Genomic DNA, 25726 nt, shown 5'->3' on the forward strand with positions numbered 1-25726 from the left:
TATTGGTATATGAAATTATATTAAAGAGGTGTTTTGAATGAAAAAGAGGATGAGTGCGTTAGCAATATTAGTTGTTGTTTTACTTGTTTCTTTTTTAGTAGTTAACGCAGCCACTGAGAGTATAATAGCTTTAATAGCCACTTTTGATATTTACGTTAACGGTGAAAAGTATCAAGGTGAAAATCCTCCTATTGTAATAGAAGGAAGAACCTATCTTCCTCTCAGGGCAATAGGGGAAGTGCTGGGAATAGATGTTGAGTGGAATCAACAGTTAAGAAGGGTTGAAGTTGAAAGACCAAGTGGAGGGGAAATAGTAGAGGAAGTAGAAGAAATTCCCGGCGCACCTGCAGGGTATGGTATTTTACCGGAAATCAGGGAAGTAAAATTCAGTAAACACGACCCTATAGACCTTAAAGTCGGAAGCTTGACAGCTACTAAAGGAAGCACTGTTGAGATTCCTGTTTACCTGGGATATGTGCCTAAGGGCGGCATATTTGAAACTGATTTTGAATTGCTGTATGATAGGGACATTTTAGAAATAGAAAGCGTAAAGCCCGGAAAATTACTGTCTGGAGACGGGGCAGGATTTAGTTACATTGGAGGAAACGGAATTGTAAATATAAAATTTGATTCAAATGCAGGAAGAAGGCCGTCAATTACTTCAGACGGGGAGTTGGCTGTAATAACGGCTAAAATTAAAAATAATGCGCCTACAGGCAAGACTGCAATCAGATTAAGCAGCGGGGGATATTTTGAAGATAATCATTCTGCTGCCCTTTGGGTATGGTATATACCCGGAATTATAACAGTTGAATAAATTTTAGTTAAATTGAATAATTAAGAAACTATACAAAAAAGCTTGTTACATAACAAGCTTTTTTGTGTTAGAATTATTATATACTGGGTATATTTAAATACTGATAAAATATTTTAATTAAAGGAGAGGGACAGTTATGGAAAAGTACAATATCATGGCAGTTGTTATAAACCACAGGTCAAACAATGCTCCTAAAGTTCAAGAAATTTTCACTAAATATGGTTGTAATATTAGAATGAGGGTTGGTCTTCATGAAACAGATAACACCTGTTCGGAAGAAGGTCTTATTTTACTCCAGCTGACAGGAAGCAAAGAAGAAATTGGTGAACTGGAAAAACAGCTTAATGATATGGAGGGGGTTAGGGCTAAGACCCTTAGTATTTAATCTATTAGCATTTATAGCATTTAATCTATAATTTCACTGAATTAAAGTACCATAATAAAGTACTTATAATATATAAAAAATGGCTCTAAACCAATAGTAAAAAGGTTTATGAGCCTTTTTTAGTCCCTGGGCATATGTTTTATTGCATATATATTTCTCCCATACAATATTATTAATATAAGAAATTAATATTGTTCGGGAGAATATTTTCTATGAAGCTCTATGTTATTAAAATTAACAGCATATTAAAAAGTATTTTTTTAGCCTCTATGGCAATTATATTGTTTGCAATGGTTTTTTATTTTAAAGAGGAAGTTGCAACGGTTTTCCAACAAAAGAGGGATTTACCCATATATTCAGTGGACAAAAAAATAGCAATTACTTTTGATTGTGCATGGGGAAGCGATGATATACCTGACATATTGGACACATTGGAAAAACACCAGGTAAAAGCTTCTTTTTTTATTGTGGGTACATGGGCAGAAAAATTTCCTGATGCTGTAAGATTAATTTCTGAAGCAGGTCATGATGTGGGAAATCACTCCTATTCACATATAAAAATGGGGAGTGTTGACCGGAACCGGATAAAAGATGAGATTATTAAATGTGACAGTGTTTTGGAAAAAATCACAGGTAAAGAAGTTAACCTCTTTAGACCGCCTTATGGGGAGTATAATAATGATGTGATAAGGGTGGCTAGGGAACTAAATCACTATACAATTCAATGGGATGTGGATTCATTAAATATAAAAGTAAAACATACTCAATCCGCACAAGCGGATATTTTTTTATATAGACCTGTTTTAAATACAATAACAATTTGATTACAAGGTGTTAGTATGATATAATAAAATAACAAAAAGGAGGATTTTAATATGGAGATAATAAGCAAAGGGTTAAAAAAATGTTATATAATGCACAGCACAACAACAGGTAAATATATGATTTGCAAGGTTTTAAATGAATATGACAACGAAAAAGAAGCCGATGATGATATGGTTAAGTTGTTAACTCATGAAATTAGCGAAAAAGATTTGTTGAAGGAATTTAGTAAAAAACCATACTAAAGTTTTAGAAAATCCTGCAAACCCGCATGAATAGCGAATTTTGAGATTTGTTGCCCCATTTTGATATAATGAAAAAGAAAACATAGAAATGTTAAGGGTTTAGAAAATCCTGCAAACCTGCATGAATAGCGGATTTTGGGCAATTTTTTTATAAAAAATAACATTTTTCTATTCTATGGAATAGAATATTAAACAAAAATCTAATACTTTAGAAAATCCCGCAAACTTAGATGAAACACAGTAAAATCAATACTTTTAAGGATTTTGTTTATTTTTATTTATCAGAATAGGAAGAACAAAATATTAATATAATTTTCATATTAAACGTACATCAAACCGTAGGAAATATTGCAGTAGTTGTTGGAAGAAACGACATCAAGAATTAAAAAATAAATGGAAACGTGAAAAATGGAATAAAGGAAGAAGTTTAGAAAATCCTGCAAACCTGAATAAAGTACTTATAATATATAAAAAATGGCTCTAAACCAATAGTAAAAAGGTTTATGAGCCTTTTTTAGTCCCTGGGCATATGTTTTATTGCATATATATTTCTCCCATACAATATTATTAATATAAGAAATTAATATTGTTCGGGAGAATATTTTCTATGAAGCTCTATGTTATTAAAATTAACAGCATATTAAAAAGTATTTTTTTAGCCTCTATGGCAATTATATTGTTTGCAATGGTTTTTTATTTTAAAGAGGAAGTTGCAACGGTTTTCCAACAAAAGAGGGATTTACCCATATATTCAGTGGACTGCCCTGACAAAAAAATAGCAATTACTTTTGATTGTGCATGGGGAAGCGATGATATACCTGACATATTGGACACATTGGAAAAACACCAGGTAAAAGCTTCTTTTTTTATTGTGGGTACATGGGCAGAAAAATTTCCTGATGCTGTAAGATTAATTTCTGAAGCAGGTCATGATGTGGGAAATCACTCCTATTCACATATAAAAATGGGGAGTGTTGACCGGAACCGGATAAAAGATGAGATTATTAAATGTGACAGTGTTTTGGAAAAAATCACAGGTAAAGAAGTTAACCTCTTTAGACCGCCTTATGGGGAGTATAATAATGATGTGATAAGGGTGGCTAGGGAACTAAATCACTATACAATTCAATGGGATGTGGATAGTTTAGATTGGCATCCGGATATCACCATAGAAGAAATACATAATAGAATAAAAAAAGGCGTAAAGAACGGTTCAATTTTATTGTTTCACAATGATACAAAGCACACTGCAAATATAATTTCAGATATAATTGTTAATTTAAAAAACAGTGGCTATAGCTTTGTACCGGTTTCAGAGTTGATAATTAAAGAAGACTATTATATTGACAATACAGGAAGGCAGATAAAAAAACAAAAATCCTGATTTTACTTAAAACTTAGCACATAAAAAACAAAAAAAAAGGAAACATAAATATTACAGCATAAAATGTAATATGAAATGAGGTATATTAATTGCTTATAGCAGGTATAATTGGTCAAAACAACAAGGATAAGATATCCCGTTTAATTCACCGTATCTTCTCAAACTCAAATAAAAGAATAAGCATTGTAGATTCTAAAAATTTGTCAAATTTTGATGCAAAAAGAATTAAAGACTATTTTAATGAACTTGAAAAAAACAATGTTGACATTGCCATTTTAAAGATAGATTTTAAAGACCTATTAAAAGAAATTTTCTATAATATTAAATTTGATGTTATCATTTTTACAGATAAAGCCGATGAAATTGATGAAGATAAAATTGAGACTTACAGAAAAATAATGAAAAAAACATTTTCATTATTAAATGAAAATGGTGTTGCAATTGTAAATTCTGACGATAATGACCTTAGCAGTTTTTTAAGCGGGATAAAACACTATATAGTTACATATGGTTTTAATTTAAAGGCAAGTATAACCACTTCAAGTGTGGGAGATTTTATGGATAAAGATGATATTATGTGTTGTTTGCAAAGAACAATACATACAAAAAACGGCAAAATCCTCGAACCGCAAGAATTTAAGATAAAAGCTGATTTAAACGGTATGGATCTGTATAATGTCTTGGCAGCAGCTACTTTTGCTCTAATTAATGGTGTGGATGTAAATTTAATAAACAATTAGTATGAATAATTAGTATGAACAATTTAATTTTTTATTATTTTATATGATTTTGTATCTTAATTTCTTATAATAAAAATGCAAAAATTAATAATGTTTGCAAGATGAAAAAAATATACTATAATATACTATAATAAATGTTAATATATTATAATAAATGTTGAAGATGCTTTACTGGTGAAATTAGAAACTATTTAAAAATGAATTGACAAAAGTAATTCTAAAAATGACTTTTCTTGAATAAACATTACATTAGGTGTATTTTAGCAGTACCAAATAACGCAACGAGCCTAAGAGAGGAGTGGGGGGCAAATGGTCGAAAACATCATTGAGAACAACATGGTGACCATTTCCGGTAAAATAATATCAGAAGCAGAATTTAGCCATGAGGTTTACGGTGAAGGATTTTATTCTTTCATGCTAGAAGTGCCAAGATTAAGTGACAGTACCGACAAAATATGTATAACCATATCGGAACGGCTGACTTCTAAGGAAAATTTAGAAATTGGAAGGTATGTAGAAATTGAAGGACAATTCCGTTCTTACAACAATTACAATAATACCAGCGGCAACAGGCTGATTTTGACGGTGTTTGCCAGGGAAATTAATTTTTTGGAAGATGAGAAGAAGATAAAAAATCCTAATCAGATTTACCTTAATGGATTTATCTGTAAGACCCCTACCTACCGAACAACTCCTTTCGGCAGAGAGATTACAGATATACTTCTGGCTGTAAACAGGCCGTATAACAAGTCTGATTATATACCTTGCATAGCCTGGGGAAGAAATGCCCGTTTTTCCTCTAAATTAGAAGTAGGTCAAAACATAAAAATATGGGGAAGAATTCAGAGCAGGGATTATCAAAAGAAGCTTGAAACAGGTGAGACTGTCACTAAAACAGCTTATGAAGTATCTATTTCAAAAATGGAAATATGCAGTAAAAACAATCAAAAGGAAGGTACAGAAGAAGATTTGACAGAGTAAGGATGTTTTTATGTTTAAAAAAGGTGATATAATTATATACACAGCCATTTTAGCAATTATACTTGTTTCGTCTATAGGGGTTTATTATTACAGGTTTGATGATAAAAATGATAAAAAAGTTGCAATTATAAAACAGGATAATGTGGTAATTGAGAAAGTATTTATAGATGATTTGAATGAATTAAAAGAGATAAAACTATTTGGAAATGATGATGTTATTATACATGCCCAAAATGGGCGTATCAGATTTTATAAATCTGGCTGCCCTGATAAGGTATGCGTTGAAAGCGGATGGATTTCTAAAAAAGGGGAAATGGCGGTGTGCCTTCCATATAGAATTATAATCAAAATTGAAGGCACAGGTGATGAATTGAACACAGGGGATGAAGTGGATATAATAACACATTAGTATAGTAAAAATTCTATTAGAAAGGGATATATGTGAATAAAACAAAAAAATTAGTTTTATTATCGCTTTTTATATCGCAGGCTTTAGTTTTGTCAATAATTGAATCATGGATACCTTTTCCTATGGTGGTGCCAGGGGTGAAGCTTGGACTTGCAAATATTATTACACTTATTGTAATAATATTTTTTAATTTTAAGGAAGCTTTAATTGTCGTCATAATAAGAACCATGCTCTCTTCAATATTTGGAGGGGGCGGTTTTGTTGTTTTTTTATTTAGCTGTGCAGGGGGGGTATTAAGTACAATTGTCATGGCAGGTTTATATAAAATAAAAAATAATTTTTTCAGTATCGTAGGAATCAGCGTGGCAGGAGCTGCAGCACACAATACAGGGCAGGTACTGGTTGCAGCTTTATTAATGAAAGATATAGTTGTAATTACTTTACTTCCGGTAATTCTTACTTTAGGCAGCGCAATGGGTGTTCTGGTGGGTATTATAAGCACTTTTCTCACGGACAGGCTTAAAAATATTCTTGAAAACATTTAAAATTTATATTATGGTATAGCTAATATTATGGTATAATTATAGGTAAGTATTATTTATAAGTAAGTATTATTTGAGGAAAGGATAGATGCCGATGATAAAAGTAATTTGTGGGAAAAAGGGCGTGGGAAAGACAAGAGTTTTAGTTGATTCCTCAAACAGTCTTGTGGAAATCTGTACAGGAGTTGTAGCATTTATTGATGGATGCAGACGGAGCAAGTTAATGTATGAGCTAAATCACAAGATAAGGTACATCAACATATCTGAATTTCCTGTAAAAATTGACAGTTCTGATGTCTTTCTTGGTTTCTTGTGTGGAATTATTTCAGCAAATTACGATGTTAATGGAGTATTTATAGATGATATTACTACCATTGTGGGTAATGATGTTGATGGGTTGAAAAAGCTATTTGAGGGCATAAAGGAGATTTCTGACAAATACAATATAAACTTTAGCATATCAATTGAAGGAGATCCAAATTCTATGCCGGAGTTTATTAAAGAGTATTACTAAAACATAGTTGATGAATAAAGAAGCTATGTTTTATTTTTATGTCATAAGTTGTGATGAATTTTAAATAAATAAAATTAAACTAAATATATAAAACTAAATATATTTAAAAGAATTATTATACTTATATACTTAAACCTTATTGTACTTAAAATTATTAAATAAAATGTAATTTATTTAGATAAATTAAAATAAATTTAAATAGAGAAAAAGGCTTATAGCCCGTAAATTGTGGACTATAGCCTTTTCTCTTTAAGATTTATAAAAAAATTTTATAAGTTTTTTAAAGAGTTAGAAAAGGGATTGTGTTGCTTAAAAGTTACCGGTGTTGTTATAATGATGTTGTTATTATAAAAACCATTTGGATGGAGTAATATGTATAAAATTGCAGCAGTTGTTATCAGTAATTGTACAAGAAAATTTGATAAGGAGTATCACTATATAATTCCATGTGAATTAAAAGATGCAATAAATACAGGAAACCGGGTGATTGTTCCCTTTGGCAAGGGGAACAGGCATGTTGAGGGATATGTTTTTGACATTATTGAAAAGTCTGAGATAGAAGGATTAAAGAAGATAAAGGATGTTGTTGACAGCAAGCCTTTATTAAGTTCTTCTATGATTAGACTTGCTAAGTGGATGAAAAAGCGGTATATCTGTACCTACTCAGATGTTATAAAGTGTATGCTGCCCCCGGGCATTAGTGTGAAAAGCTCAAAAACTGTGGTGCTTAAAAAATATGAAGAAAACCTTAGGGGAAATAACGGAAAAATAGTTGAGGTGCTAAATTCATGCGGGGGCAAAAAAGACTATGAAGAACTTAGGGAAATTATAAATTCTAGGACTTTTACAAAAAATATAAAAAACTTACAGGAACTTGGTGTTGTGGATGTTGTTGAAGAGTTTACAACAGGTGTAAACAAAAAATACTATAAGGCTGCATTTATTATAAAACCCGTAGAAGAAATTATTGAAGAAATTGAAGCAAATGAAATAAAGAGCATAAAACAAATTAGGGTGCTTGAAATGCTAATTGAAAATGAATACATCTCGACAAGTGATATAATGAGGTTTTTAGGTGTGTCTTCAAGTGTTTTAAATGCTTTAAAGAAAAAGGGCTATATTGATTATAAAGAGATTGAAGTAAAAAGAGACCCCCATGAAAATACTGTTTTTGAAAAAACTTTTCCGCTAGAGCCTACACGGGAGCAGGCGGATGTATTGGAAAGAACAAAAAAAATTATGGATGAAGGAAAATTTAAAGAAATTCTTTTGCATGGGGTTACAGGAAGCGGGAAAACAGAAGTTTACCTTCAGCTTATACAAAAGTGCATTGATAAAGGAAAGCAGGCTATTGTGCTGGTTCCTGAAATATCTTTGACACCACAGATGGTGGCAAGGTTTAAGGGAAGGTTTGGAAATGATGTGGCGGTACTGCACAGCAGGCTGTCCTTAGGGGAACGCTATGACCAGTGGAGGGTTATAAGGGACGGCAAAATTAAAGTTGTGGTTGGGGCAAGGTCGGCTGTTTTTGCCCCGGTGAATAATTTAGGGCTTATAATAATTGATGAAGAGCATGAAACTTCGTATAAGTCTGAGATAAACCCTAAGTATCATGCGGCTGATGTGGCAAGAATCAGGTGCAAAATTGAAAATGCTGTTTTGCTGCACGGTTCTGCCACCCCTTCTGTTGAGACCTACTATAGGGCAAAGACAGGAAAAATAGAGCTTATGGAAATGAAAAAAAGAGCTAATGATATGGTTCTACCAAAGGCATATATTGTAGATATGAGGGATGAACTTAGCAGCGGGAACAGGACGGTTTTTAGCAGGAAACTTTCTCAGGAGATAAAGAAAAATATAGAAGAAAACCAACAAACTATAATATTTTTAAACAGGAGGGGGTATGCTTCTTTTATATTGTGCAGGAATTGCGGACATTCCCTTATGTGTCCTAATTGCAGCATTACCCTTACTTACCACGCTTATGACAAGAGATTGATATGTCATTATTGCGGGTATACAACAAAAAAGCCTGATGCATGTCCTAAATGCAAAAGCACTTATATTAGAAGTTTTGGAATTGGAACCCAAAAAATAGAGGAAGAAATAAAAAATCATTTTGAAGGTGCTACAGTTTTGCGCATGGATATGGACACCACAATGAGGAAAAATTCTCATGAAAAGATTTTAAAAACTTTTAAAGAAGAAAATATAAATGTAATGGTTGGAACCCAGATGGTTGCAAAAGGCCATGATTTTCCAAATGTGACCCTGGTAGGGGTTATAGCAGCAGACAGCCTTTTAAATACAGGGGATTTCAGGGCGACGGAAAAGACCTTCCAGCTGATAACCCAGGTGGCAGGAAGGGCGGGAAGGGGAAAGGTGGAAGGAAGGGTGGTAATACAGACATACAACACCGAAAACTTTAGTATTGTATGTGCATGCAACCACGATTATAATTCCTTTTATGAAAATGAAATACTTTTAAGAGAACAGCTTCTGTATCCGCCATTTACCAATCTTGCATCGGTAATACTCAGCGGTACTAACGAGAAGATGGTGATTGATAAAGCTAATAAAGTGGCAAAAAAAATTCATGAGAGTTTTAAAGGGATGAAGGGAATATATAAAGTATTAGGACCTTTGAGGGCACCTTTGTCTAAAATAAAAAACAAATACAGATGGAGGATAATTATAAAGTGTGAAAGGCTGACGGAACTTTTAGAGGTTTTAACAAAAGTTACAGATGATTATTATAACTCTGGCAGAAAAAATTCTGTCAGTCTCAGTGTGGATATAAACCCTGTAAATATGTTATAATGATACAATGTTGTAAGTTTTAAATTTTTTAAAGTAACCAGGTAATGGAGGGAAATCACATGGCAATAAGAAATATAAGAACCAATGAAGATGAAATATTAAGAAAAAAATCCAAAAAAGTTGATGTGATAGATGACAGGATTTTAACCCTTTTAGATGATATGGCTGAAACGATGTATTATTCAAAGGGAGTTGGGCTGGCAGCGCCCCAGGTGGGAGTGTTAAGAAGAGTTGTGGTAATTGATGTGGGTGATGGCTTGATAGAGCTTATTAACCCTGAAATAATAGAAAAAGAGGGTGAGAAAAAGGAAATTGAAGGCTGCCTTAGTTTTCCGGGGCTTTTGGGGGAAGTAGTAAGACCTGAGCGTGTAGTGGTGTCTGCCCTAAACAGAAATGGAGAAAAAATAACCCTTGAAGGGGAAGATCTTTTGGCAAGGGCATTTTGCCATGAAATTGACCATCTTGACGGGGTATTATTTGTAGATAAAGTTGAAAGATTTATAAGCAGGGATGAACTTGAAAGAGATAACGAAGAAATAGATGATGAAGAAAGAGGTGAAGAAGGTTGAGAATAGTTTTTATGGGTACTCCTGAGTTTGCCCTGCCAAGTCTTGATATGCTTGTAAATGAAGGTTATGAAGTAGCTGCAGTTGTTACGCAGCCTGATAAGCCGGCAAAAAGAGGCAAAAAAATCACCCCTCCCCCTGTAAAGGAGTATGCCATAAGTAAAGGGTTGAGAGTTTTGCAGCCTGAAAAAATAAAAACCCTGGAGTTTTTAAAAACATTAGAAGAAATAAAACCGGATCTTCTTATAACGGCAGCTTACGGTAAAATACTTTCAAAAGAAATATTGGAACTTCCGCCTTTAGGATGTATAAATGTTCATGCTTCCCTTTTGCCTAAATACAGGGGGGCTGCACCTATACACTGGTGTATTATAAACGGTGAAAAAATTACAGGAATTACCACCATGTACACCAATGAAGGGTTAGATACAGGGGATATACTATTAAAGGCTGAGGTGACCATAACAGATGACATGACTGCCGGGGAGCTTCATGATAAATTGTCGGTTTTAGGGGCTGAAGTTTTAAAAGAGACACTTCAAAAGTTGAAGAAAAATGAGCTTGAAAGAATTCCACAGGATGATGGTGAGGCTACATATGCTCCCATTATAACCAAAGATATTGGAAAAATAGACTGGTCAAAGTCATCCTGTGAAATTTACAATTTAATCAGGGGCACAAATCCCTGGCCGGGAGCTTTTACCCATTACAAAGGTGCTGTAATGAAAGTATGGAAGTCTGAAATAGTGGATGAAGAGCCCTGTGGCGGTTTAAAGCCGGGTACAATACTAAGGGTTAGTAAAGAGGGGATTGTAGTTTGCTGCGGCAAAGGAAAAATAAATATAAAAGAAGTTCAATTTGCTTCCTGCCGGAGAATGTGTGTAGCTGATTATATTTGTGGAAATAAAATAGATGAAGGTGAAATACTTGAATAAAGACTTCAAAAAATTTTTACTGTTATCGGGTACGGTAATTCTTTTTTCTTTATTATTTTTTTTAGCATTGGTGTTTGTTTATTATTCTTCTTCAATATTTACATATAATATAATTACATTATTATTAATTATAGTGACGATACTAATGATAATGTTTTTTTGTATTTCATCCCTTACCATTTTTTATGTTTATAAAAATAAAGAGGTAAAAAGCAAGCTTTTACTAAATACTTCAAAAGCCGGGATGAAGGTATTATTGCCTGTAATTATGGCGCTGGCCGGTTTATTTAAAATCAAAAAAAACATTGTGAGAAGATTTTATGTAGATTTTAATAACATAACCGTAAGTGCCATGGGGAAAAGATATAAAAAAGAAGACGTAATTGTGCTTCTTCCCCACTGTTTGCAGGATGCGGATTGTGTTTTTAAAATAACAAATGATATTTCAAACTGCAGGAAATGTGGGAAATGTACAATTGGCGGTATTTCAAGAATAGTGGAAGAAAGAAAAGTCAAATGCTTTGTGGTGACAGGCGGGACGGCGGCCAGGAATATTGTAAAAAAGCTAAAACCAAAAATGATTTTATCTGTGGCATGTGAAAGGGATCTTACAAGTGGTATAATAGATGTGGGTAAGATACCTGTTGTAGGAATTGTAAATGAAAGACCCAACGGACCCTGCTATAACACCTGTGTTGATGTATCTGTATTAAAAGATAAACTTGACAGTATTATAAAGTAACAATAAAATATTTAGAAAAGGAGGTAGGTTTTATGTTAGGATTTATATACATTGATTCTTCTTATTTAATTTTTGTATTTCCTGCTTTATTATTTGCATTTTATGCCCAGTTTAAAGTGAAGAACACTTTTAACAAGTACAGCAGGGTACCGAATAAAAAAGGGCTTACAGGCGCTGATGTGGCAAGAATTATATTGGAAAGAAACGGACTTTATGATGTGAGGGTTGAAAAGGTTGGAGGGGAACTTACAGACCACTATGATCCTAGAAGCAAGGTGTTAAGGCTTTCACAGGTGGTATACGGAAGTAATTCCGTTGCAGCAATAGGTGTTGCAGCCCATGAAGCGGGTCATGCTATACAACACAGTGTTGGTTACGGTCCGCTGACTTTAAGAAGCAGCCTGGTGCCTTTGGCAGGAATTGGGTCCAATATGGGATTTCCTTTATTTTTAATGGGTCTTATTTTTAGTTTTGAACCTCTGATGTATGCAGGCATAATTGCGTTTTCCCTGGCAGTGGCTTTTTATTTAATTACACTTCCGGTGGAGTTTAATGCCAGCAGCAGGGCTATAAGGTCTTTAGAGGATACAGCTGTTTTAGACTATGATGAAGTTGACCCGGCTAAAAAAGTTTTATCTGCAGCTGCAATGACATATGTGGCTTCTGCGGCTGTTGCAATAGGACATCTTTTACGCTTGCTTTTAATAGCCGGAAGGAGAAGAAGGTGAACAAAATAAATATCGATATACCAAGGGAGACAGCAGTTAAAATTTTATATGATATAGATAAAAACGGTGCTTACTCAAATATATCTTTGGGTAAGCACTTAGATAATGGAAAATTAAAGGATATAGACAGGGCTTTTATTACCGAGCTGGTTTATGGCATTTTAAAGTGGAAGCTGACTATTGATTTTATAATTTCAAGATTTTCAAAAATAAAACTAAAAAAAATATCCCCGTGGATATTAAATATCTTGCGCACCGGGGTTTATCAAATTATTTTTACAGACAAGGTACCTGTATCCGCTGCTTGTAATGAAAGTGTCAAACTTGCAAAAAAGTACGGGCATGCAGCAAGCAGTAAGTATGTAAATGGTGTTTTGAGAAATATATCAAGAAATAAAGATGCAATAAAGTATCCTGATAAAAAAGGTAATTTGTCTGAGTTTTTGTCTATAAAATATTCCCATCCCCTTTGGATGGTTGATGAATGGTTAAAAAGACATGGGGAAGAATTTACAGAAGAGCTTTTAAAAAGCAACAATGAAACACCACACTTCACTATAAGGGCAAATACTTTAAAGATTTCCAGGGATAGTTTAAAGAAAATATTAGAAGAAGATGGTTTTGAAGTTGAATTTGGTCAGTATTTGGATGAGGCACTTATTATAAAAAATCCAAAGTCTTTGCAGAGAATGGATGCTTTTAACAAAGGATATTTTCAAGTTCAAGATGAAAGCTCTATGCTTGCAGGACGGGTGCTTAATCCAAAGCCAGGTGATTTTGTTTTGGATGTGTGCAGTGCCCCAGGGGGAAAAACTACACATCTGGCCCAGCTGATGGATAACAGAGGAAGGATAGTAGCAAGGGATATTTATGAGCACAAAATAGAGCTTATAAACCAGGCTGTAAAAAGACTTGGAATTGGCATTATAGAAACGGAAGTTTTTGATGCCACATTATTTGATGAAAAACTTGAAGGCAGGGTGGATAAAGTTTTAGTTGATGCTCCATGTACCGGTCTTGGGATTATCAGGAGAAAACCTGATATAAAATGGACAAGGGAAAAAGAGGATAAAAATGAAATTATAAAACTTCAGAAAAAAATATTATATACTTCTTCAAAATATGTAAAAAAAGGTGGTATAATAGTTTATAGCACATGTACAATAGAGCCGGAGGAAAATGAAAATATAATTGAGGAATTTTTAAAGGATAATAAAGATTTTTATTTAGAAAATCCTTGGGAAAGTTTACCTGAAAAAATCAGGGATTTATTTAAAAATGTCAATGGAAAGAGAGAATATATACAGCTTTACCCAAATAAACATAATGTTGATGGTTTTTTCATTGCAAAGCTTAAAAAAAGGAGTTAATTTATTATGGAAGGGAAAGTTGACCTTATGAATATGGAAATAGATGAATTGGAAGGTTTTGTTTTAAGTTTAGGAGAGCCTAAGTTTAGGGCTCGTCAGATATTTGAATGGGTAAATAAAGGTGTTAAAGATATAGATTCTATGACTAATTTATCCAAAGATTTAAGGGAAAATCTTAAACGTAATGCATATATTAATAATTTTGAAATAGTAAAAAAGCTTATATCAAAAATTGACGGGACCAGGAAGTACATTTTTAAACTCTATGATAATGATGTTATAGAGAGTGTTTTAATGAAGTACTCATATGGTTTTAGCGTATGCATATCATCCCAGGCAGGCTGCAGGATGGGATGCAGTTTTTGTGCTTCTACAGGGGCAGGCTTTAAAAGGAATTTAACTGCTGGTGAAATGTTGGATCAGGTTTTGACAATAAAAAACGATATAAAAGAAAGAATTGGAAATATTGTAATTATGGGAATTGGAGAGCCTTTTGATAACTATGATAATTTAATTAAGTTTTTAAGGCTGGTAAACCATAAGGACGGGTTAAATATAGGTTTTAGGTACATTACTGTATCTACCTGCGGTCTTGTGCCACAGATACTAAAATTTTCAAAGGAGAATATGCCTGTAACTTTGTCAGTATCCTTACATGCTCCTGATGATGAAACCAGAAGCAAGATTATGCCTGTTAATAACAAATATCCACTTGACAAATTGGTTGAAGCATGTAAGATATATACTATGATTACTAATAGGCGGATTACATTTGAGTATTCATTAATAAACGGTATTAACGACTCTTCGGGACATGCAGAAAAACTTGTATCACTTATAAAGGGGATGTTGTGCCATGTAAATTTAATACCTGTGAATACAGTATCAAATACAGGGTATAAAAGAAGCAGCAGGGAATCAATTGAGATGTTTAAAAATATTTTAGAAAAACATGGGATAAAGGTAACTATAAGACGCGGACTAGGAAGGGATATCGATGCTGCATGCGGTCAATTAAGAAGAAATATTATAAACTAGAAATATTTTCCGCACGATATGTATAATGTCAGGCTAGGGAGTGGTATAGTGAGATTTGCAGCGATAAGTGATAAAGGTATAGTAAGAGACGTAAACGAGGACAGCTACAGAATTATAACCGGCCAGGACGGGGTTCCAGACACATTTATTATTGCAGATGGTATGGGCGGGCATAGTTCCGGGGATGTAGCAAGTAACATGGCTGTTGATTTTGCAAAAGATTACATATTAAACAATCCTGAAATTTTTTCTAGTGAAGATAGTGTACTAGAAGGAATCAGGAATTTAATAGAAGAGGCAAACAGGGCAATTTATGAAAAGGCGTCCCAGTCTAAAGAAACTTTAGGAATGGGTACTACCTTTATTTTAACTGTTGTCTTAAAGGATAAACTGTACATAGGCCATGTGGGAGACAGCAGATTATACCTTATAAGGGACAATACCATAAAAAAGCTGACTACTGACCACTCTTACATAGAAGAACTTATATTGAATGGTTCAATTACAAGGGAAGAAGCTAAGAACCATCCAAAGAAGAATATAATTACCAGAGCTTTAGGCTGTAATGAAACTATACTTGTGGATACGTTAACAAGTCCTGTAAATAAAGATGATATATTTGTATTGTGTACTGACGGTTTGACAAATATGCTATCAGAATATAAAATAATGGAGATAATATTAAAAAACGATGATTTAAATTATTCCTGTAATGAGCTTGTCAGATTGGCAAATGAAAAAGGCGGGGAAGACAATATAACTGTTATTATTATGAAAAAAAGCTAGCAGTTTTAATGATCTCAGGGGCATTATTATAAATTTTTTGGTAAAAGATATAGATTAGAGGTGCTGATATGATAGGTCAAATCCTTGGAAATAGATATGAGTTGATTGAGAAAATAGGCGGAGGCGGGATGGCTCTTGTCTACAAGGCAAGATGCAAGTTACTTAACAGGTTCGTTGCAGTGAAGGTCTTAAGGCCTGATTTTACAAATGATGAAGAATTTATAAAGCGTTTTAAAATAGAAGCCCAGGCGGCAGCCAGTCTTTCGCATCCAAATATAGTTTCTATATATGATGTAGGTAATGAAGGAGATATCCATTATATTGTAATGGAATATATAGATGGCGTTACATTGAAAGAGTATTTAGAAGAAAAAGGTGCATTAGACTGGAAAGAAGCAGTTAATATATCAATACAGATATGTCTGGCTATTAAGCATGCACATGAAAATAATATTGTACACAGGGATATAAAACCTCACAATATATTATTTACCAAGGATGGAATGGTTAAAGTAACTGATTTTGGAATAGCAAGGGCTGTAACTTCCTCTACTATAACAATGGTAGGGGGTACAATCGGCTCAGTTCACTATTTTTCCCCTGAACAGGCAAGGGGAGGGTTTACAGACGAAAAATCAGACATTTATTCTTTAGGGATTGTGCTTTATGAGCTTTTGACAGGAAGACTTCCTTTTAACGGGGATACACCTGTTTCAGTTGCCATAAAACATATACAGGAGGAACCGGAGGAGCCTATAAATGTAAATTCCCAAATTCCAACAGGGGTAAATGATATTGTAAAAAAGGCTATTCAAAAAGATCAAAGCAGCAGGTATCAAAAAGCGGCAGATCTTTTAAATGATTTGTACAAAGTTTTAGATAAACCAAGTGCCCAGTTTTTTGAAGAGGGAAATATTGAAGATTCTCCTACAGTAAGGGTACCGGCACTAGGTGAAAATTCATCATTTTCAGGTAATGCTGTATCTAAGAAAACAGGTGATAATGATATGAGAAGAAAAAAGAAAAAAGAGAAAACCACCACCATAGTGGCAGTTGCTACATCTATACTTGTAGTTGTTGCAGTACTCTTTATGGTGGGAAAAGTTATAATGTCTCAAATTAATCAGAACAATAAAGAATTTGTTGTAGACAACTATGTAGGCAAAAATTATCAGGAAGTAGTTAGAATGCTGGAAGATAACAATATCAGGGTTAAGCTTGTGGAAAAATATAATGATGAAGTTCCAGAAGGTGAGATTTTTTACCAGGACAGAGGTGAAGGAGAAACTTTAATACCTGGTGAATTCAGCGAAATAGAACTTCATGTAAGTAAAGGACCTGAGTATTTTGAAATACCTGATTTCAGGAGGACTGATTACAGGGAGGCAGGCAGTATATTAAGGGAAAACGGACTTAGGGTTGTAGAAGAGCTTGAATATAGTGATACAGTTGCAATTGACTATGTTATAAGAACAGACCCTCCTATGAATGCAAGGGTAAAAAATGGTGATACGGTAATTATATTCAGAAGCATAGGACCGGAAATAAAAACAACTATAGTTCCTGATTTAATCGGCATGACCAGGCTTGAAGCTACAAATGTCCTGACAGAGAGAAAGCTTAAAGTAGGGAATGTTTATCCTGAGGATATGACAAGTGTTGTTGACAAAGTGACCAGGCAGATGCCTGAGCCAGGTGTGGAAGTTAATGAGGGAACTGCTATAAGCTTTTTCTTTGATGAATTAATTCCCAAGGACAAAATTGTCAGCAGGGTTGTTACTTTAGAAGATGAAGAAAAATACGGTGACAATATAAAGGTTTTAGTAAATATAAAAAGATCAGATAGTAACGATGTAGAAACAATATTAAGGGATACCATTAAAAAAGAAGATTTTCCGATAGTTATTCAAATACCTGTACCGGAAGACGGAAGCACACAAATAAAGGTGTATCTAGATCAAAAGTTTTATAAGGAATTTGAAGAAATATACTAGGGGGTTTTAGAATTTGCCGAGAGGTATAATCATCAGAGGTATAATGGGATTTTATTATGTCAAGACAGAAAACGGGGTATATGAATGTAAGCCCAGAGGGCTTTTTAGAAAAGATTCTATTACCCCGCTGCCTGGAGACATTGTTTCCATTTCCATTATTGATGAGAAAAAAAAGACCGGCAGTATTGATGAAATATTGCCAAGAACCAACCAGTTGACAAGACCTTCTGTGGCAAATGTTAATCAAATTGCAATAGTTTTTTCAATAAAATCACCTTTACCGGACTTTTTGCTAGTTGATAAAATTCTTGTTACTGCCCGTCAAAAGGGAATAGATGCAGTTATTTTAATTAATAAAATTGATTTAGATGAGGCAGGGGAATATAAAAAAATTAAGTATTCCTATGAAAAAACAGGGTATAAGGTTATACCTTTGTCTTGCCTAAAGGGTACCGGATTTGAAAAATTAGAGGAAGTTTTAAAAGACAGGATTACTGTTTTTGCAGGACAGTCAGGAGTAGGGAAGTCAACAATTCTAAATAAAATAATGGATTCATATATTATGGAAACAGGAGATGTAAGCAAAAAAAATGAACGTGGAAGACATACTACAAGACATGCAGAGTTGGTGGAATTGAAGACAGGGGGACTAATTGTGGATACTCCGGGATTCAGTTCTTTTGAAATATCTGATGTAAGTTTTGAGGAACTTAAGGACTATTATCCTGAGTTTATCGCCTATGCCAATCAGTGCAAATTCAATGGCTGTTTCCATGTAAGTGAGCCTGGCTGTGCAGTTAAAGATGCCTTAGAGTCAGAAGAAATTGACAAAGGCAGGTACATTAGATATGTTGAGCTTTATAATGTGTTAAGGGACAAGCACAGAAGAAGGTATTCATAATTTTAGTCAAATAAAAATATTTAGAAAATTTAAAATATATAGAAAATTAAACTCTAGAAGAAAGTGTAAAAAGGAAGTGTTTTAAATTGATTAAAATCGCACCTTCCCTTTTAGCAGCAGATTTTTCAAAGATGGGGGAAGAAATAGTTTGTGTTGAAAATGCGGGGGCAGACTTGTTACATATAGATGTTATGGATGGGAGTTTTGTGCCTAACATAACAATAGGATCGCCTGTCATTGCTTCTTTAAAAAGAATAAGCAAGCTTAAATTTGACGTCCACCTCATGATTAAAAATCCTGAGAGACATTTGGAAGCCTTTGTTGAAGCTGGTGCTGATATGATAACTGTTCATGTTGAAGGGAATTATCATCTCCACAGGTTAATCCAGCAAATAAAAGGGTATGGGGTTAAAGCGGCGGTGGCCATAAACCCAAGTACTCCACTTAGCAGCATTGAGTGGATTTTAGAGGATTTGGACATGATACTTATAATGTCTGTAAATCCGGGCTTTGGAGGACAGGAATATATTGAGTTTACCACCAGGAAAATAAAAGATGCCAGAAAAATGATAGATGCAAAGGGTCTTAAAGTTGATATTGAAGTTGATGGTGGAATAAACACCAATAATATACATAAAGTTGTAAAAGCAGGTGCCAATGTTATTGTGTCCGGTTCTACCATTTTTAGTGCACCGGACAGAAAGAGCATTATAAGAGAGCTTAGGGAAAGGGCATTGAATGGTTAAATTCAATGTGCAATATGTGGTGATTGTGTTATGACGGGAATTATTGTGTCCAATGGAAATATAGAGGATTATGATTTTTACAGAAAATATTTTAAAAAAGAAAGTTTAGTTATTGCTGTTGACGGGGGAGCATTTCACTTAAGAAATTTGGGCATAAAGCCGGATATTTTGCTGGGAGATTTTGACTCTATATTAAAAGAAGATTATGAAAATTATTATAAAGCAGGGGTGGAAATATTAAAATTCCCTGAAGAAAAAGATGCTACTGATACGGAAATTGCAATAGATGAAGGGATAAAAAGAGGCTTAAGGCAAATTATCTTAATGGGTGTAATTGGCTCTAGGCTTGATCATTCCTTATCTAATGTTTTTTTGTTAAAGAAAATTTTAGATAATGGAATAAAGGGAATGATAGTAGATACATACAACGAGATATATTTAATTAAGGACAGAATTAAAATAAAAAAAGAAGAAGGGTATAAATTATCTTTGCTGCCTGCTACAGATAAAGTTGAAGGAGTGACCACTAAGGGATTGTATTATGGGCTGAATGATGCCACCATTGAATTTGGCAGCAGTTTCGGGGTAAGCAATGAATTTATAAGTGACAGTGCTGAAATATCAATAAAAAAGGGATTATTGCTGGTTATAAAATCAAGGGATTAGAATTGAAATTTTACAAGGAGTTAGATTTTAAAATTTAAAAATAAAAAGGTGGAGGGAAATCCTCCACCTTATCTTTTCTATTTCCGGCACCTTATCTATTTTCCACAGGGAAACTTGATATAATTTCTAAAATGTATCTTTGCAGTAGGGATGAATCCATAGTGTTAATAATGCCGTCACCGTTTAAATCCGCTGCCATATGCCCATTGTATGGGTTACCGTAAACATCAGTTTGTGGGAGGCTTGGTAGTACCTCTAAAATATGCCTGCTTAAAAGCATTGCATCCATTGAATTGACTTCTCCATCCCCGTTTATATCCCCGTAAGTAACTTTTACAGGTGGTGTAGGAGTTGGTTCAGGTGATGGTGAAGTGGTAGGTTTTGGAGTAGTTCCGTCCGGTTCTTCACCGTAAATAAGTACCCCGCCGCTGTACACCGGAATTTGAGGTACAGGTTCCCATTTTTCTGTAATACCGGGATATGAGTAGTCCTTTGTGCTGTTCCATGGTGCGCCGTTAGGAGGAATTATGTGGAACTGTACTTCCTTTTGATGGTCGCTTCTGCTTCCAGGGAAGATAGCTGTTCCGGATAAATCTATTTCAAAATAGTATATGTTTTTGGAAGTATCGTATTCAAATGGTCCTGAAATAGTTGCCGTACTTGCTGCACTGTAAATTATTCTTGATGATATCTGGTCAGGACTGTATCCTCCGTTTATGTAATCAGTTAAATCAATATAATATCTAAAGGAAAGATCATCAATAACTCTTGCAGGCCAGCCTGATTTGTTAACTGCAAATGCAGTAACTTCCGTTGCAGTTTTTCTGTCACTTAATGATGCAGAAACAAAAATTTCAGGGTATGGAACTTCTTCAACTGCAGTAAATCCTGGAATTGGTTCTCCACCGTATACATCATACATTTTAGCAAGAGCACCAACAAAACCGGCATTGTAGTCACATGCCACTTCGTTTTGCACATAGTCACTTACACTGTCCACATATTTGTCATTTTGGTCAGGACCTCCCACTAATGCACCGTAAAGTATATGTCTGTGGTATGGTGGTTCATCAGCAGAATCAACCCATGAGCTGTGAGCAGTTCTGTGGTGAGGATGCTGTGGAGGATTTTTACCAAATCCCACTACATAACTTCTTCCACTGCTTCCTAGTGCATAGTCCACTTGTTGTTTTGCAAAATCCATATAATATTTAGCTTTGTCAGAAGGACATCCTTCCCAGTCAGAATAAACAGCAGCTAAAAAGGCTGTAGTGGTTGAGTGGCGCAGTACACCCCAGGCAGTTAAATGTGCAAGCCCCTTAGGGGTATATGCTATTCTCTCGCCATTATAACCAACGGACCAGTAGTCTAGGTGTCTTTCAACATGTTCTTTGTACAATGGTTTGTTTGTAGCTTTTGCCAGTAGAAGTGATGCACCGTACATAACGTCATCCCAGCAGTGTCCCCATTTATAAGCAAGAAGGTCAGTTCTTTCTTCACGTGGCCAGTTTGCTACATAACTTTCGGCTTTATCCAGGTATTCCTGTTCACCTGTAGCCATGTACAGCCATACACCTGCCATTGAAAGCTCGTCCCAAAAGCCGCTCCAGGAGTCGTAGAAGTTATTTGCTGCAGTATACCCTTTATCGCTTCGTGTTACATCTGCAAATTCAAAAAGCTCCTTGGCATGCTTTAAGCAAAGCTTGGAATAATCAGGGTCAGAATCTTTAAATACTATTGAAGCAGAAGCAAGGGCTGCTGCAGTTCCTGCCACAACAGCAGAACCCGGGCTGTCAAGGGTTACTTTGTGGGATGGTCTTTTTGATTGTATGTCAATCACTTCAGCGGGAACCCACCATCTGTGGTCAGCTATTCCGTCCCCCACCTGATAGTAGTAAACATACTTTTCAGGATGGCATTTTATAAAGTAGTCAGCAGCCCATTTAATTTGCTGTTTTAAATACGGAAGCTGGCCACTTCTTTTTAGTGCGTCTTCGTATTCATATACTGCCCATGCAAGGGTTGTAGCGGTATATGCCATTGGAAGGTTAAACTTTACGTGGTCCCCTGCGTCAAACCAGCCGCCGGTAAGGTCTAGTCCCACATCGCTGCCGTCTTGGAGGCATGAATCCCCGCGCCAGTTTGTGCGCATGTTATCAGGTAATTTTCCTGACATTTGAAATTCATAAAACAAAATTGCCTTTTGAAGTGCCTCCCCATAGTTAAAGGTAGCTGCCTCAACTGTTGGCGGGGATGCTAAAAGAGTTACAATAAAAGTAGCCACAATAATTATGCAGGTAAGCTTTTTCATTATACGTCCCCCTTTTTTATTTTTTAAATATTTTAAACCAAAGAGATTAAATATCTCTTTAGCTATTTTTAGTCATTGGTTTTATATTGGTTTATATTGTCTTATGATGTTTTATATTGGTTTTAATAAATATACTTTCATATATAACATTCGTGTAAAAAGTCTTTTTTTAGGGGTGCTGGTATTGCCCCCCTAAAAAAGCCCTATTTATATGTTTTTATATAAGGTTAAAGTCCTTTGCCAGTGCTTTAAAAGCAGGGTATGAGTTTTCAATGGTTTCAATGCTTACACAGTATGCCATCCTGAAATAGCCGGGACATCCGAAGCCGGTGCCGGGAACTAAAAGTAGGTTGTATTTTAATGCATGTTCCACAAATTCCACATCATTTTCAATGGGTGATTTGGGGAACAGATAAAATGCACCTTGGGGTTTTATGCAGGAAAAACCACATTCAGTGATAATTTCATATAATCTGTCCCGCCTTGCTTTATATATTTCCACGTCCACTTTAGCATCAAGAGAGTAGCTTATTACTTTTTGAAACAGGGCAGGAGCGTTGACAAACCCTAAAATTCTGTTGGAGAAAATAAGTGAATCAATAACGGTTTTTATATTCTCAATATCCGGGTTTACTGCTATATAGCCAATTCTCTCCCCCGGAAGGGACAGGGATTTACTAAAGGAGTTTACAACAAATGAATTTTTAAATATTTTTAATATGGAAGGGAGCTCTATATCATCATAAATCAGCTGGTTGTATGGTTCATCGGATACTACATATATTGTTGTGTTAAATTCTTTTTCTTTTGAACTTATTATATCGGATATTTTATTTAAAGTTTCTTCACTGTAAATATATCCTGAAGGGTTGTTGGGTGAATTAATTATAAGTGCCTTGGTTTTTTTGTTTATTTTAGATTCAAATAATTCCAAGTCAGGTTCAAAGCTGTCCTTTACAGGTGGTATTATTACAGGTATCCCTCCGTGATTATCAATATAAAAATTATACTCACCAAAAAATGGTGCAAAAATTATAACTTCATCACCCGGGTCTAAAAGGGTTTTAAAAACCACATTAAGACCCCCTGCTGCACCGCAAGTCATTATAATATTATCAACTGTAAGAGAAAGTCCGGTTTCACTATTTATTTTTTTGGAGATTTTTTCCCTTACATCTAAAAAGCCGGCATTACTCATGTAGTGGTGAATTCCTTTTGGGTCTTCGGATATTATGTTTTTTAGAGTCTCTTTTACAGATGCCGGAGGCTCAGGATCAGGATTTCCTAAAGAAAAGTCAAAAACTTTGTCATCACCATGTATCTGGCGGAGTTTTGTACCTTTATCAAACATTGCCCTGACCCAGGACGATTTTTCTAAATTTTCTACTACTTTCTTAGATATCATACTAACACTCCTTATTAAAATTTAATATCTTTTAAGTATTAATTTTGACTTAATATTTTCAAATTTATTTAATTAATTTTCTGTAATTTATTTACCAATTCTTCACTGGGAGTAACAAAAATAGTTTTGTAATTCACATAAGTTACCATACCCGGCTTTGCTCCTTTAGGTTTTTTTACATTTTTAACTGTTGTATAATCCACCTCAACATTAGATGACATTTTAGCTTTGCTGTAATAGGCGGCAAGTATTGCTGCTTCTTCTAATGTACTTTCAGGAATATCACCTTTTTCTTTTTTAATTATTACATGGGATCCGGGTATATTTTTTGTATGAAGCCATATATCATTTGAAGAAGCTGTTTTTAAAGTTAAAGTATCGTTTTGAACATTGTTTTTTCCCACGTATATGGTAAGACCGTCAGAGGATTTATACTTTAACGGTGTGGATTTAATATTTTCTTTTTTATTTTTTCTCTTTTCCTCCAAATATCCTGCTAAAACCAGCTCTTGCCGTATTTCTTCAATATCTGAAAGATTTTTGCAGTTTTCTAAATTGTGAGATACACTTTCTAAGTACTCCAGTTCCCGGTAAGTTTCTTTAAGCTGCTCTTTTGCATGGGAATAAGCTGTTTTACATTTTATATATTTTTTAAAATATTTCTGTGCATTATCCTGTGGTGAAATATTATTGTCCAAAGGAATTTCCACGTATTCATTGTCACTACTGTAATAATTTAACAAAGTCACTTTTTCTGCATTTTTAGGTATATTGTAAATATTTGAAATTATCAGTTCCCCAAATAGTTTGTATTTATCCCTTTGGGCGGATTCCCGCATTATATCCTGGTATATTGTTATTTTTTTATTGCATCTTTCTATATTGTTATTAATTACCTTTAGTATAGAAGCTTTTTTTTGTGTAAGTCTTTCAACATTATCTTTTGAAGAATAAAAAATATCTAAAACATCGTTTATGGAGTCAAAAAGCTCCACATGCCGGTATTGGGTGATTTTCATGCAGTGAAAATCCAGCGGTTTTAAAATATCAGGGTCCCGCCATACAATGCAGGGAGTAAAATTTGAATTAATTATGTCTCTAACCATATTGTTTATAGTAATTTTTAAATTATTTATATCTTTATCTGAAAGATTTTTAATTAAAGTATCCGGCTCAACCCCGGAGCGGAAGCATACTTCATTGCACAATAAAGGGCTGAATCCTTTTATATTGGATAAAAGGAATTTTGAAATACGAATGCTGAGTTTATCCTCCGTATTTTTAAATAAAGATTCAGCGTCCAATTCTTTTGGGCTTATTTTGTCTTGTGCAGGGGGAAGGGAATAAAGCCTTGCAGGCATAATTTCCCTTACGCTACTGATGTCTTTATCTATATGCTTTATGGAATCAATAATTTTGTCCTCTTGGTTTAAAAGAATTATATTGCTGTGCTTACCCATTATTTCCACAACAAGTTTTTTCTGCGTTAAATCTCCTAATTCACCTATATTATCAATATGTAAAACAACTATTCTTTCAAAATCATGAAAAGATATTTCTGTAATTTTTCCTCCTGCCAGGTGTTTTCTAAGCAGCATGCAGAAAACCGGAGGATTAGAAGGATTTTCCTTTGTGTATTCAGTCAGGTGAATTCTTGGATAACTTGCATTTGCAGAAATAACAAGCTTAAGATTTTTCCCCTGTGCCCTTATATTTATCAATATTTCATCATATTCCGGCTGATATATTTTATCAATGCGCCCGCCTATAAGTATCCGGGACAGCTCCTCAACCATATTCTTTACCACTACACCATCAAAAGGCAACACACACACCTCTTTTTGCCAAATTCACAAAACCATTGTATAAGCCTGGTTTA

Annotated in this window: 25 protein-coding genes; 22 read left to right on the forward strand and 3 right to left on the reverse strand. The window is 34.4% G+C overall.

The features are described from left to right. The first annotated feature begins 37 nt into the window (after positions 1-37). The 22 genes from HVS_RS06975 (at position 38) to HVS_RS07080 (ending at position 20131) form a co-directional block, all read left to right on the forward strand. Entirely contained in the window at positions 38-817 is a 780-nt protein-coding gene (locus HVS_RS06975; protein ID WP_101300589.1) for a cohesin domain-containing protein, read from the forward strand. A 136-nt stretch (positions 818-953) separates the two neighbouring features. After that, on the forward strand, positions 954-1202 hold the full coding sequence (locus HVS_RS06980) for a CPF_0552 family protein (RefSeq protein ID WP_101300591.1): 249 nt from the start codon (positions 954-956) through the stop codon (positions 1200-1202). A 212-nt stretch (positions 1203-1414) separates the two neighbouring features. Next, on the forward strand, positions 1415-2026 hold the full coding sequence (locus HVS_RS06985; RefSeq protein ID WP_101300593.1) for a polysaccharide deacetylase family protein: 612 nt from the start codon (positions 1415-1417) through the stop codon (positions 2024-2026). Between the two features lie 51 nt (positions 2027-2077). Next, positions 2078-2269 (forward strand): hypothetical protein, encoded by a 192-nt coding sequence (locus HVS_RS06990; RefSeq protein WP_101300595.1) that lies wholly within the window; start codon positions 2078-2080, stop codon positions 2267-2269. 607 nt (positions 2270-2876) lie between these two features. Then, the gene (locus tag HVS_RS06995; protein ID WP_101300598.1) at positions 2877-3653 is read left to right on the forward strand and encodes a polysaccharide deacetylase family protein; all 777 of its coding nucleotides are present in this window, start codon (positions 2877-2879) and stop codon (positions 3651-3653) included. Positions 3654-3742: 89 nt separating this feature from the next. Then, positions 3743-4393: a Mur ligase family protein gene (locus HVS_RS07000; protein WP_101300600.1), complete on the forward strand. Its 651-nt coding sequence runs from the start codon at positions 3743-3745 to the stop codon at positions 4391-4393. Positions 4394-4702: 309 nt separating this feature from the next. After that, positions 4703-5374 (forward strand): single-stranded DNA-binding protein, encoded by a 672-nt coding sequence (locus tag HVS_RS07005; RefSeq protein WP_101300602.1) that lies wholly within the window; start codon positions 4703-4705, stop codon positions 5372-5374. Between the two features lie 10 nt (positions 5375-5384). Then, positions 5385-5783: a NusG domain II-containing protein gene (locus HVS_RS07010; RefSeq protein ID WP_101300605.1), complete on the forward strand. Its 399-nt coding sequence runs from the start codon at positions 5385-5387 to the stop codon at positions 5781-5783. A gap of 32 nt (positions 5784-5815) precedes the next feature. Then, a complete protein-coding gene (locus HVS_RS07015; RefSeq protein ID WP_101300607.1) occupies positions 5816-6328 on the forward strand; it encodes a Gx transporter family protein in 513 nt (170 codons plus the stop codon). A 91-nt stretch (positions 6329-6419) separates the two neighbouring features. After that, on the forward strand, positions 6420-6839 hold the full coding sequence (locus HVS_RS07020; RefSeq protein ID WP_207654806.1) for a hypothetical protein: 420 nt from the start codon (positions 6420-6422) through the stop codon (positions 6837-6839). A gap of 372 nt (positions 6840-7211) precedes the next feature. Beyond that, complete coding sequence (priA, locus tag HVS_RS07025; RefSeq protein WP_101300612.1) at positions 7212-9659, forward strand: primosomal protein N'; 2448 nt, start codon at positions 7212-7214, stop codon at positions 9657-9659. A gap of 59 nt (positions 9660-9718) precedes the next feature. After that, entirely contained in the window at positions 9719-10228 is a 510-nt protein-coding gene (gene def / locus HVS_RS07030; protein WP_101300615.1) for a peptide deformylase, read from the forward strand. Further along, positions 10225-11160 (forward strand): methionyl-tRNA formyltransferase, encoded by a 936-nt coding sequence (gene fmt / locus HVS_RS07035; RefSeq protein ID WP_235827646.1) that lies wholly within the window; start codon positions 10225-10227, stop codon positions 11158-11160. Before def ends, fmt begins: the two co-directional genes overlap by 4 nt. Before the next feature lie 244 nt (positions 11161-11404). Beyond that, entirely contained in the window at positions 11405-11902 is a 498-nt protein-coding gene (locus HVS_RS07040) for a DUF116 domain-containing protein (RefSeq protein WP_242971706.1), read from the forward strand. 32 nt (positions 11903-11934) lie between these two features. Further along, positions 11935-12630, forward strand: a complete 696-nt coding sequence (locus HVS_RS07045; RefSeq protein ID WP_169926538.1) for a zinc metallopeptidase — start codon at positions 11935-11937, stop codon at positions 12628-12630. Between the two features lie 5 nt (positions 12631-12635). Continuing rightward, positions 12636-14000 carry a 16S rRNA (cytosine(967)-C(5))-methyltransferase RsmB gene (rsmB, locus tag HVS_RS07050; RefSeq protein ID WP_101304127.1) on the forward strand — a complete coding sequence of 455 codons (1365 nt, stop codon included), beginning with the start codon at positions 12636-12638 and terminating at the stop codon, positions 13998-14000. Positions 14001-14006: 6 nt separating this feature from the next. Continuing rightward, positions 14007-15038 carry a dual-specificity RNA methyltransferase RlmN gene (gene rlmN, locus HVS_RS07055; RefSeq protein ID WP_101300619.1) on the forward strand — a complete coding sequence of 344 codons (1032 nt, stop codon included), beginning with the start codon at positions 14007-14009 and terminating at the stop codon, positions 15036-15038. Between the two features lie 18 nt (positions 15039-15056). Beyond that, the gene (locus tag HVS_RS07060) at positions 15057-15824 is read left to right on the forward strand and encodes a Stp1/IreP family PP2C-type Ser/Thr phosphatase (RefSeq protein WP_242971707.1); all 768 of its coding nucleotides are present in this window, start codon (positions 15057-15059) and stop codon (positions 15822-15824) included. Positions 15825-15892: 68 nt separating this feature from the next. Next, positions 15893-17818 carry a Stk1 family PASTA domain-containing Ser/Thr kinase gene (pknB, locus tag HVS_RS07065; protein WP_101300623.1) on the forward strand — a complete coding sequence of 642 codons (1926 nt, stop codon included), beginning with the start codon at positions 15893-15895 and terminating at the stop codon, positions 17816-17818. Between the two features lie 13 nt (positions 17819-17831). Further along, positions 17832-18719, forward strand: coding sequence for a ribosome small subunit-dependent GTPase A (gene rsgA, locus HVS_RS07070; protein WP_101300626.1), 888 nt, complete (start codon positions 17832-17834; stop codon positions 18717-18719). Between the two features lie 86 nt (positions 18720-18805). Continuing rightward, positions 18806-19465: a ribulose-phosphate 3-epimerase gene (gene rpe, locus HVS_RS07075; protein WP_101300628.1), complete on the forward strand. Its 660-nt coding sequence runs from the start codon at positions 18806-18808 to the stop codon at positions 19463-19465. A 30-nt stretch (positions 19466-19495) separates the two neighbouring features. Further along, positions 19496-20131 carry a thiamine diphosphokinase gene (locus tag HVS_RS07080; RefSeq protein ID WP_101300631.1) on the forward strand — a complete coding sequence of 212 codons (636 nt, stop codon included), beginning with the start codon at positions 19496-19498 and terminating at the stop codon, positions 20129-20131. Between the two features lie 91 nt (positions 20132-20222). Here HVS_RS07080 and HVS_RS07085 read toward each other — a convergent pair whose 3' ends face one another. The 3 genes from HVS_RS07085 to HVS_RS07095 form a co-directional block, all read right to left on the reverse strand. Continuing rightward, positions 20223-22442, reverse strand: coding sequence for a glycoside hydrolase family 9 protein (locus tag HVS_RS07085; RefSeq protein ID WP_101300633.1), 2220 nt, complete (start codon positions 22440-22442; stop codon positions 20223-20225). Positions 22443-22659: 217 nt separating this feature from the next. Beyond that, the gene (locus HVS_RS07090; protein ID WP_101300636.1) at positions 22660-23847 is read right to left on the reverse strand and encodes a pyridoxal phosphate-dependent aminotransferase; all 1188 of its coding nucleotides are present in this window, start codon (positions 23845-23847) and stop codon (positions 22660-22662) included. 68 nt (positions 23848-23915) lie between these two features. Then, a complete protein-coding gene (locus HVS_RS07095) occupies positions 23916-25673 on the reverse strand; it encodes an Rqc2 family fibronectin-binding protein (protein ID WP_101300638.1) in 1758 nt (585 codons plus the stop codon). Positions 25674-25726: the final 53 nt, after the last annotated feature.

Source organism: Acetivibrio saccincola, assembly GCF_002844395.1.
In the GTDB taxonomy this organism is placed as follows: domain Bacteria; phylum Bacillota; class Clostridia; order Acetivibrionales; family Acetivibrionaceae; genus Herbivorax; species Herbivorax saccincola.